The 10,526-nt window shown below is 42.9% G+C and carries 10 protein-coding genes, 1 pseudogene and 2 riboswitches; of the genes and pseudogenes, 4 read left to right on the top strand and 7 right to left on the bottom strand.

Annotated elements, in window-relative coordinates; genetic code table 11:
* From AYJ08_RS08855 to AYJ08_RS08830, 6 genes and pseudogenes are all read right to left on the bottom strand, one after another.
* Positions 1–969 (bottom strand): heavy metal translocating P-type ATPase (locus AYJ08_RS08855; RefSeq protein WP_157452840.1); only part of this gene is annotated, 969 nt, incomplete at its 3' end.
* Positions 970–1,238: 269 nt separating this feature from the next.
* On the bottom strand, positions 1,239–2,441 hold the full coding sequence (locus tag AYJ08_RS08850; RefSeq protein ID WP_064017412.1) for an MFS transporter: 1,203 nt from the start codon (positions 2,439–2,441) through the stop codon (positions 1,239–1,241).
* Positions 2,442–2,521: 80 nt separating this feature from the next.
* Positions 2,522–2,815: pseudogene (locus AYJ08_RS08845) on the bottom strand (multidrug ABC transporter permease); the annotation flags it as partial.
* 36 nt (positions 2,816–2,851) lie between these two features.
* Positions 2,852–3,433, bottom strand: a complete 582-nt coding sequence (locus tag AYJ08_RS08840) for a GNAT family N-acetyltransferase (RefSeq protein ID WP_064017410.1) — start codon at positions 3,431–3,433, stop codon at positions 2,852–2,854.
* 122 nt (positions 3,434–3,555) lie between these two features.
* Positions 3,556–4,782, bottom strand: a complete 1,227-nt coding sequence (gene mtnK / locus AYJ08_RS08835; protein WP_064017409.1) for an S-methyl-5-thioribose kinase — start codon at positions 4,780–4,782, stop codon at positions 3,556–3,558.
* Between the two features lie 24 nt (positions 4,783–4,806).
* Positions 4,807–5,469: a DUF1722 domain-containing protein gene (locus AYJ08_RS08830; protein ID WP_064017408.1), complete on the bottom strand. Its 663-nt coding sequence runs from the start codon at positions 5,467–5,469 to the stop codon at positions 4,807–4,809.
* A 10-nt stretch (positions 5,470–5,479) separates the two neighbouring features.
* Positions 5,480–5,603: riboswitch (SAM riboswitch) on the bottom strand.
* Between the two features lie 224 nt (positions 5,604–5,827).
* Positions 5,828–5,957: riboswitch (SAM riboswitch) on the top strand.
* Positions 5,958–6,044: 87 nt separating this feature from the next.
* Here AYJ08_RS08830 and AYJ08_RS08825 point away from each other — a divergent pair.
* Genes AYJ08_RS08825 through AYJ08_RS08810 form a run of 4 tightly spaced genes read left to right on the top strand, consistent with a single transcriptional unit; the run spans position 6,045 to position 9,158 of the window.
* Positions 6,045–7,259: a 2,3-diketo-5-methylthiopentyl-1-phosphate enolase gene (locus AYJ08_RS08825; protein WP_064017407.1), complete on the top strand. Its 1,215-nt coding sequence runs from the start codon at positions 6,045–6,047 to the stop codon at positions 7,257–7,259.
* Positions 7,256–7,933, top strand: a complete 678-nt coding sequence (locus tag AYJ08_RS08820) for a 2-hydroxy-3-keto-5-methylthiopentenyl-1-phosphate phosphatase (protein WP_064017406.1) — start codon at positions 7,256–7,258, stop codon at positions 7,931–7,933. The genes AYJ08_RS08825 and AYJ08_RS08820 overlap by 4 nt, the downstream gene beginning before the upstream one ends.
* The gene (locus AYJ08_RS08815; RefSeq protein WP_064017405.1) at positions 7,930–8,589 is read left to right on the top strand and encodes a methylthioribulose 1-phosphate dehydratase; all 660 of its coding nucleotides are present in this window, start codon (positions 7,930–7,932) and stop codon (positions 8,587–8,589) included. The genes AYJ08_RS08820 and AYJ08_RS08815 overlap by 4 nt, the downstream gene beginning before the upstream one ends.
* 56 nt (positions 8,590–8,645) lie before the next feature.
* Positions 8,646–9,158, top strand: coding sequence for a cupin domain-containing protein (locus AYJ08_RS08810; protein ID WP_064017404.1), 513 nt, complete (start codon positions 8,646–8,648; stop codon positions 9,156–9,158).
* 171 nt (positions 9,159–9,329) lie between these two features.
* Here AYJ08_RS08810 and AYJ08_RS08805 read toward each other — a convergent pair whose 3' ends face one another.
* On the bottom strand, positions 9,330–10,385 hold the full coding sequence (locus AYJ08_RS08805; RefSeq protein WP_231929060.1) for a copper amine oxidase N-terminal domain-containing protein: 1,056 nt from the start codon (positions 10,383–10,385) through the stop codon (positions 9,330–9,332).
* Between the last annotated feature and the right edge of the window lie 141 nt (positions 10,386–10,526).

The following is a 10,526-nucleotide window of genomic DNA, read 5'->3' as shown; positions in this document are numbered from 1 at the left end:
TTGGGCACTATGCTCCGCGTGTGCAATCCCGGCAACGGACAATGCTCCTTTTGTTAGCGTACCTGTTTTATCAAATAAAACCGTATTAATGGAGCCTAACTGCTCTAGCGCTACACCGCTTTTAATTAAAATCCCGTTTTTAGCTGCGTTTCCGATCCCTGCCATAATCGCAGTCGGAGTAGCCAGTACCAAAGCACAGGGACAAAATACGATTAGAACGGTCACAGAACGCACCATATCATTTGTAACAAGATACACAAGAATAGCCAATAATAAGCTAGCCCCGACGATCCATACCGCCCATTTGTCCAACAAGCGTTGTACAGGTGCCCTCTTCTCCATTGCTTCCTCTACCAATCTCGTAACCTTCGCAAATGCTGTTTCTTCACCTACACGAGTGGTTTGAATTTCTAGGGAGCCATTTGTGTTGGCAGTGCCTACGAATACTTCATCCCCTTGCCGCTTCTCAACAGGCAAGGACTCTCCTGTTAAAATTGCCTGATCAATCGCAGCCTGACCAGCTACTACAATTCCATCTACTGGTATCTGCTCACCCGGTTTTACCAGTACCAGCTCTCCTACTAGCACTGAATCTGCTTTTGCCTCAATCCACTGTCCCCCTCGCATGACCCGAGCTTGTTCAGGAGTCATTTCTACCATTTCCTTTAAAGCTGAAGTGGCTTTGGCCACTGTTTTCTCTTCTAGCCACATTCCAATCATCATAATAAAGGCTACCTCAGCCGCAGCTAGTAGCTCCCCAATACAGGTAGCCGCGATGATTGCAATCGTGACCAGCACATCGCTATTCAGACTCCGCTGCTCCCATAATTCCTTACCCGCTGTAATGGCAATGGGTACCCCGCATACCACAATGGCAATCCAAGCAGGATCAATCCCTGCGATACTGCCCCATAGCCAGCTAATCAGAACACACACACCTGAAAGAATCATCATCCCTTTTTGCAACATACCAATCACTCTTCTTTCTTTTTTAGTTTGAAATTTACTTTGTTGAGAAAGAGAATCATACTTAAAATTCCCCTAAAAACAAACGAAGCTGCTACCCGAAGGTAACAGCGTTCATGCGGATTTATGCATTTTTCCATAGGTGAATATAATTGAATAAGGCAAACTTTTTAATAATGATTACAATCATAGTATAATTCTTTTTTTCATGCGTCAAGGACAATTTTGGAAAAGAAAAAAGACCTAGCTGTCTTAGCCAGGTCTCGTTTATCCTACTTCATTTCCACTCCTTCAAACTCTTGAACAGATGTAGTCCGCGCTTTCTCTGGTCGGAAGAAAAGAGCTGCCAAGAAGAAAACGATAAACATAGCACCCATCGCCACAAAGATTGAGGTTGGGGAAATGTAATTAATTAAGAATCCATTAACACTAGGTGTAATAATACTTGCTACGCTAAAATTCATGCTTGCAATAATTCCTGCAATCGGAATTAAGCCTTGTGGCAGGATATCAGCACAATATGCTAATCCTAGCGAGTAGAATGAGCCCACCGCGGCTCCCGCAGAAGCTAATAACAGCATCATTAGTGGTACAGAGGATGTTGCCAACGGGAACAGCATAAACGCGATGCAGCCAATTATGGCACAGTACATCATGACTTTTTTGCGTCCTACTCTGTCACTTAAGGTTCCAAGTGGCAACTGTAGGAATAAACTACCTACTACAAAGGATGGCAAAATAATGGAAACGGATTCTGCCGAAATTCCCGTACGTAGGGCCGCGATCGGAAAGCTGCCGTTTAGCGTTGTTTCCATAAAACCGTATAGGAAGGCTGGAATCAAAGCCAGCCATGTCATTTGGATGACCATTTTGTACTTTTCTCTTGATTTAACTACCTTTTTTCCATCGTTTGCTTTTACTTCAGGTGGGAAGGCGTTACGAATTTGTAACAACATGAAGAAAGCCACCAGATTACAAGCAACAAGTGCCATAAAAGGTGCCCACAAGCCAAACGGCATTAAATTAATGGCTAATGGTCCTACGCTAAAACCAGCTCCATAAGAAAGACCGTATAGCGAAAGATCACGCCCACGTCGCTCTGGTGTAGATGTTGCCGTCACCCAGATCTGACTGGTATAATGCAGAGCAGAGTCGCCCATTCCCATTATCAAGCGGAGGACAAACCATACACTAAGCGATGTAAACAATGGAAGTAACAAAGTGGAGAATGTCACCAGTACAAGCCCTATAAATAGACATGTCCGATAACCCCATTTTCGTAAAAAGATTTCCATCAATGGCGACATAATGAACATTCCGACATAGAGGGCAGCAGCATTCAAACCGTTAGAAACAGCAGAAATGCCGCGTTCCTCTAACAAGATAGCTAGCAAAGGAAGCGTCAATCCCTGAGTAATACCAGCAATAAAGACCACTACGAGCAATGTTGTAAAAGTAAAGCGCGAAGATTTCATGTATGCGATCTCCTTTCCATTAGAAGATCATACACCGTATCCCTACTCTTCCACAACCCTCTACTTTTTCTAAATTTACTTTAAAGGCTTCCCTGCTGAAGCTGATACATCTTATAATAGATGCCCTGCTTCTCCATTAACTCCTCATGGTTCCCCTGCTCAACGATCTCTCCCTGTGACAACACCAATATAACATCATCATCCTGAATGGTTGACAGTCTATGAGCAATGATAAAAGTTGTTCTTCCTTGCACTAGAACCTTCAAAGCATCCTGTATCGCCGATTCCGTCTCACTATCAATACTAGCTGTTGCTTCATCCAAGACAAGAATACCTGGATTTGCTGCTAATGCTCGAGCAAAGGAGATCAATTGACCACCTTCCCCTTGCAAGTCTCAAAATTCAGTCAATTATAAAATGGGACTCCTAGCTTCCCTCTCTTTTTTTCGCTGCTTCCATTCCTGCTGTAGCATTCCATATACAGCATGGTCCACATAATGATCGTACAACCATTCATTTCCTCTAATAATTCCTTCTAATTGAAACCCTAGCCGCTCCGGGATAGCACGGCTTTTCTCATTTTGTACAGCGGCTGCAATTTCTACCCGATGTAAATTCCACTTCCCAAAAACCAAGTAATCAACATATGCCTCGACTGCTTGGGTCATGATGCCCTTCCCCTGAAATTCAGCCCCCAGCCAGTAGCCAATTACCGTTTTACGATGATTCCATTCGATAAAATTGGCGGCAACTCTTCCTGCAAGTTGGCCTCGATACCAAATCGAATAGTGAGTTCCCTGCATATTTGCTGCCTGTTGAATCGCAATACGGATATTATTTTCCGAATCCTCTACATCTCGCACATTATCTAGCCACGGCAAAAACTCCCGTAAATAATCTCGGTTTTTTTCTATTAAAGCAAAGGTGACTGCTGCATCCTCAATGCGAACTTCCTTTAGCTCCAAATCAGGTGATATGACGATATTTTTCATGCTTCTCCCCCTTTTTTTGGCCTTTTTTGATGCAATAGATTGAACAATAATTCTCTAAAAAACAAAAATCACCTGCTTGCCCTGTTTAGTAGGACAGCAGATGATTCTGTTTGATTGCCACTTTACTTTTGTAGGACCTGCTCCCGTTCAACGGTAATCTCTCGCACGATCGCCGTGATATCTGTGATTTCTGCAAAATGCTTACGATTGAGAATGAAGGATTGGCCGATCTCTAATGCAAGTCTTTCGGCTTCTGCTCGAAGCTCCTCTTGTTCAATTCTATTTAAATCAGCTACACCTGCCAGTCCAATCACGCGTCTTAGGATTTTGCACCCAGCATATCCTGCCGTATCCTGTAAGACCTGAGATACATAATCCTGCCAAAAATCAGGAACATGCGCACTACGCTCCTCCGCTTTTTTATGCCACAGACGAACGAATTGCGATACAAACTCATTCCAGACGTTTTCTATTGTATCCAATAAATAAAAACGATACTTCTCCCGTTTCTCTATGTCCGCTTGGAGACCGTGCTGACCTGCATAATTTAAGACAAGATTAGCTATTACAGCCCCGATGTCAAAACCTATTGGTCCATAAAAAGCGAACTCGGGATCAATCACCTTTGTACTTGTTTGGGTGACAAAAATACTACCTGTATGCAGATCACCATGCAACAAAGCTTCTGCTCGTGTCAAAAAGTCGTATTTTAGCTTAGCAATCTCTCGACGTAATGCGTGATTTCCCCATATTGCTTCTACGTCTTGGCGGATAAGCGGATTAAAATTGTTGGTCTCATGGTCTTCATAAGGATCAGTAAATACAAGGTCTTCCGTAATTTTACATAGCTCTGGATTAATGAACCTGCTCACATTAGCCTTTTTAGCAAAAGGATTCATTCCAAGATCAGAGGTAAAAAATAAGGTATGAGCCAGAAAAGTTCCAATATGTTTAGCGAAATGCGGGTATATCTCTCCTTCAATAAGGCCTGTACGAAGCAGCTTATGATCACCTGCATCCTCCATAATCGTCAAAGCCAGCTCCGAATTGTGATGGTATACCTCAGGTACTAAATCCCCTACCAGCTCTCGCTGAATTTTGAGCGCCTCTGCTTCAATCCGAGATCGGTCCAGCGTTAACGGCCATGATTCGCCAACCACGCGGGCATAAGGCAAAGCCTGCTTCACAATGACACTTTTACCGGTCGCTTCATCCGTTATTCTAAAAACCAAATTTAAATTGCCATCACCAATTTCTCGGCTAACAAGAGACGCATCTTGTGTAAAAATCGTTCCCTGATTCTGTACGTATAAAATGGACTCTTGAACCGATAACGCTTGATACCCCATATCTTTTCCTCTCCTTTTCCCACTCTAGTATCGGTTGATGTATTGATCGTAATGTGCCAGGGGATGGACGATTCCTCCTAGATTGGCTAATAAGCGATACTTGGTTAATAGATTAACTTGATACACGCCGACTCGCTCCCAAACTTCCCATGGCTCAAGAATCTTCCACTGCCCCAAATCCTTTGCAATAAAAAAATCCTTGCCGCGAAACCGAATCCATGCATGACTGCTAGGAGCCTCCGGTGAAAATATGCGAGACCGCGACAAATAATCATCACCATATTCCATAGCAAGCAAGAACAATATACGATGGGCTTCCTCCCAGTTCCTTTGCAATAAGACATGCCAGGAGCCGCTTTCTTGCTCCGTAAGTTTTCCGCGCAGATGACCGAATGCATGACTCAAGGCATTACAGGCATTGCCTGAATCAATAGGCTGTTTTCGCATCTTCTGAAATTCATGTAATAACTGTTCTGCAAATATACTCCAATCGCGCTCTCCTGTTTCGCGAGACGTTTTTACTTGATCCCGAAATGCTTGTGATATTTGCTTATATTTTTGGTAACACCTCATCATGACCCAATACTTATGCTCTGCCCATATCTGTTCACACCATGCTTTGCTTACCAAAGAAAAAGAAAACCTCTTTTCCGAAGAAAAGAGGTCGTTTTGACATGCCATATTCATAAAACGTTCCCCCTTATCTACCAGAATTTTAAATGTCTCTGCAGGAATTAGCACCGTGCACATGCCAGGTTAGCGGCTATGTGTCGGTTGCTGGGTTTCATCGGGCCAGTCCCTCCACCGTCTCTGGATAAGGTATCCATAAGTATATGTAATTGTAGGTGAACACAGGTTCCTATCCTGCGTAGCTAAAGCCTCATAAATGAATCGTTAGTAGAAATATACACAGGTAAGCCAGTTATGTCAAACAATTTAATCAACTCAGTTTTTATTTATAAAAAGGGTTGACGCATGTTACAAAAAGGGATAAGATGATCTCCAAGAAACAGCTTCTATTTTGACAATTACAACAATTACCTAGCTCTTATTGAGAGAAGGCGGAGGGACTGGCCCTATGATGCCCGGCAACCCTCGCATCGGGATAAACGATGCGAAACGGTGCTAAATCCTACACATAATCGTGCTGTACTGATTTATGTGAGAGATAAGAGAAGAAGATGATCTGTCTATCGGACGCCTCCTTCTCTTGAAGGGGGCGTTTTTAGTTGATAAATTCTCTACCTACAAGGAGGTCATCCATGAGTACAGATCGAATCCTCGTAACCTATTTAACCCAAGCAAAGGATTTACAAAAAAAAGCGGAAGGCATTGCAGTTGGTATGACAGTAGGCTCATGGACGGACCTTCCTCTGGCAAAGCAGGAGCAGCTGCGCCCCTATTTAGGTGAAGTAGCAGATGTATCTCCTCTTGAATCCACCTCATCAGGTGAAACACGAGGTTATATCACGATCAGTTATCCAACAATATGCTTTACACAGGATATCCCTTCTCTTCTTACAGGGATATTCGGCAAACTATCAATGGACGGAAAAATCAAGCTGGTAGACATTCAGCTTCCTCCTTCTTTTTTACAAGGCTTTCAGGGTCCAAAATTCGGCATAAAAGGAATACGGGAAATAACCGGTGTGCATGATCGTCCTTTATTAATGAGTATTTTTAAGTCATGCACAGGTTTGTCACTAGAGGAACTAGAAGTGCAGTTTCGTGCCCAAGCAGAAGGCGGCCTTGATTTGATTAAGGATGACGAAATTTTCTTTGCTGATGATAAAGCTCCATTTATCCAACGCATCAGACGCTTCAAAGCCATCTCAGATGAAATTGCAGCACAAACCGGTAAGCCTGTCTTGTATGCCGCTAACCTTACAGGACCTAGCTCACAGCTTATTGAACGGGCGAAGCAAGCTGTCGATGCAGGTGCTTCCTGCCTTTTGTTTAATGCACTTGCTTTTGGCTTCGATCTCCTGCAACGTCTAGCAGAAGATCCAGACATTCAAGTGCCAATCATGGCACATCCCGCACTCGCTGGCGCCTATTATCCTAGTCCTGATTACGGCATAGCCGCTCCGCTCCTGCTCGGTAATCTATTGCGTTTAGCCGGGGCTGATTTAGTGTTATTCCCTTCTCCATACGGAAATGTGGCACTAGATAAGAGCGAGGCTAATCAGCTAGCTAATCATTTAGTTGAGGAATACGGTACCTTGCAATCTGCCTTCCCTGTTCCATCAGCGGGTATTCATCCCGGATTGGTTCCACAACTGTACGCCGACTTTGGCCTAGATCAGGTTGTTAACGCAGGCGGCGGCATTCATGGACACCCACTCGGAGCAACAGCAGGCGGTCGAGCGTTCCGTGCCGCTATTGATGCATCCGTGAATGGAATCAGTCTTGCAGCAGCAGCTTCCGACTCTAATGAACTGCGACTTGCGCTAGAAAAATGGGGAGGTTCTGCATGACAAAACAGCTAGTGCTTTTTTGCGATTTCGATGGAACGATTACGGAAAAAGACAATATCGTGGCAATCATGCGCCACTTTCATCCCCCGGGCTGGGAAGAGTTAACCGAACAAATTTTGACGCAACAAATATCCATTAGAGAAGGCGTAGGAAAGCTTTTTTCCCTGCTTCCCTCTTCACTCGAGCATGAAATCACTCAATTTGCTGTAGAGAATGCCCGCATCCGCCCTGGTTTTGCAGAGTTTGTGGATTATTGCCGGCAAGAAAACGTGACTCTGCTCATTACAAGCGGAGGTATAGATTTTTTTGTTCATCCGATTCTTGCTCCGTTTCAGCTCGATGGCCCGATTTATTGTAATGGCAGTGATTTTAGCAAAGAGAGAATAAAAATTACGTGGCCGCATACCTGCGATGAGCATTGCCAAACAGATTGTGGAATGTGTAAAACTACCATTATTAGAAGCTATGATGCTACCGGCTATACACGTGTTGTCATTGGGGATAGTATCACTGACTTGGCAGGGTCTCGAATTGCTGATTTTGTCATTGCCCGTTCCTTCCTGCTAGAAAAATGTAAGGAAGAAAATTTATCACATAAACCATTTACTACTTTTTATGATGTGATTTCAATTATTAAAGCCAATAGGGCCAAACAGGAGGGGATTGTGCTATGACAACAACACTTGAACAGCGCACCGCCGCTTTTAAAAAATTAGATGAGGTAAAGCTAACGTTTGCCAGAAGAGATTGGTTTCCGGGCACAAGCGGAAACCTCTCTATTAAAATCAGCGATGTACCCTTACAATTTGCTGTGACCGCCAGTGGCAAAGATAAAACCAAACTATCGCCAGAAGATTACTTGATCGTTGACGGCGATTGCAATTCTGTAGAGCCTACCAATTTGAAGCCCTCTGCGGAAACATTAGTGCATGCTGTTGTCTACCAAAGCATTCCTGATGCTGGCGCTTGCTTTCATGTACACACGATTGCCAACAATGTGATTTCCGAGGTGTATGCGCAAAAGCAAAGCTTTACTATTCATGGTCAGGAATTAATCAAAGGACTAGGCATTTGGGAGGAAAATGCTCTTCTTAACGTCCCGATTGTCGAAAACTATGCAGATATCCCTACTTTAGCAGCGGCTATTAAAGAGGCGATCAAGCCTGATGTACCCGGCGTGTTAATCCGCAACCACGGAATATATGCCTGGGGTCGTAATGATTTTGAAGCAAAAAGACATATAGAAGCTTTTGAATTTCTATTTGAATATCAACTGCGCTTATTGCAAGTAGGTAATTTATCTGCAAAAGCGTCTGGTATTGCCATTTAATTTAGTCTGATTAAATAAATAATTCATAAGATTACAACATTAGGAGGTCCTTCTTCATGGCAAAAGTACGTTTTCACGATACCAATGAATATATTGAGGATAGAGAGGCCGTTCAGGCTTTTTTAAACTCGCAGGATGTTATCTATGAATATTGGGGTGTAGATCAATTAGATCCTGCTTTACGAAATAATTACGCGCCAACTGATGCTGAAAAACAGCAAATTTTAGATACCTTCCAAAAAGAGATACAAGATATTAGCGAACGCCGCAGCTACACCACAGCAGACGTCATTGTCCTAAGTGACAAAACGCCAGAGTTAGATAAAAAATTAGAGAACTTCGTCAAAGAACATCATCACACGGATGATGAAGTCCGCTTTTGCGTAGATGGTCATGGTATTTTTGCCATTTTAGGCACAGACGGTCGCTACTTTGATGTAGAGCTATCCCCCGGCGATTTAATCTCTGTTCCTTCTTCCTATCGTCATTACTTTACCTTAATGGAGGATCGGAAAATTATTGCGATTCGTCTGTTTGTAACTCCTGCTGGTTGGGAAGCGATTTACTAGGAGCTGTATTAAGCGAACATAAGAAAATAGGGAAAGCTTACCCTTAAGCTATTGCCTAGTTTTCCATAGCATAAAAAAACGCTTGGATCATCTGTCCAAGCGTTTTTTATATTCCCTATTCAAGCCACGAGCTGCATAGCATCTGTAGCTATCTACTTAGGCTGTAGCTTTTTATCTAGGCTGAATCAAAGACTCCTGCTCAACCACAATTTTCATCGCTTGCCCAATCGCTGGTAGGCTCTTTGTTGTCATAGGACCATAGAATCCATAGACTTTCGTCCCTTTACGCAAGTCCTCTGCTTTTAATGGACTATTATCTTTTGCGTCGATAATCGGAGTATCTTTTGCTAGATTTAGCGCAATCATCTCAAAGGATTGGTCATTTAGCTTCTCGCCTTTAATCACTACCTGCATGGTTCCATCTGTTAATGTTTTCGCTTCAACGACTTCACCAGCCGTTCCTAAAACCTCAGGAGTAGCCATTTTATCATTTACCACGATTTTCACTGCATTTGTCATAGGCGGAATGCTCATAGTCATAGCCAGACCGTGCTCCACTTCAATTTCTTGACCCAATTTCAAATCAGCTATGGTCAGCTTTTTACCATCCTGATTAACGATGCTTGTCTCGTCTGTGATGTTTAAACGCACACCGTTTGTAAATCCATTCACCATGATAGCCCCTTTAAGAGAAGCATCCTTTTCGTCAATAGAGATGTTCGTAATACTGCCTTTTTTCGTAACCCCTTGAGCTTGTTCGCCAATTTTTATTGTCCCATCCTCCTCAACAATTACTTGCTGATGAAGCACTTTATCAAAGAAGGTAACTGGCACGTAGGTTACTCCTGCTTTTGACTCGGGAGCTGACCCTAACTGCACATACATTTTATTTACACTGTATTGATCTTTCCCCACCGCAACTGCTGTCCATTGCGCTCCTTTTTGCAACTCAGCACTCTTCGTTTTTGCATTCCAGGTAACCTTATAGCCTAGTTGATCAGAAATGGTACGCAAAGGAATCATTAGTACATTTTGTTTATTTGCGTATACGTCTAGCTTCTGATCGACTACTTTACCATTTACATAAATAGCATGTTTAGATGCTGGTTTTGTCTGTACAAGATTTGTTTGTGTTAGTTGAGGAGTAGCGGCATAAGCTGAAATGGAGCTGGTAGCCACCACAGCGGTAACCAGAGCAGCACTTAACATTTTAAAAGTTTTATTCATTGTGGATACCTCCATTTTCATTAACAAAATTTCCATTTTGCTTGATTCACACTCTTTGACGAGGTGTTTTTCACAAACGTTTCAGGAAAAGATAAAAAAAATAAAAATAAAAAAACCAAAACCCGATTGTTAGTGAATCGG

The sequence above is a fragment of the Brevibacillus sp. SKDU10 genome (assembly GCF_001645205.1).
GTDB lineage: Bacteria > Bacillota > Bacilli > Brevibacillales > Brevibacillaceae > Brevibacillus_B > Brevibacillus_B halotolerans.
Note: the sequence above shows the minus strand (reverse complement) of the source record. Positions and strands in the feature narration are given on the sequence as shown.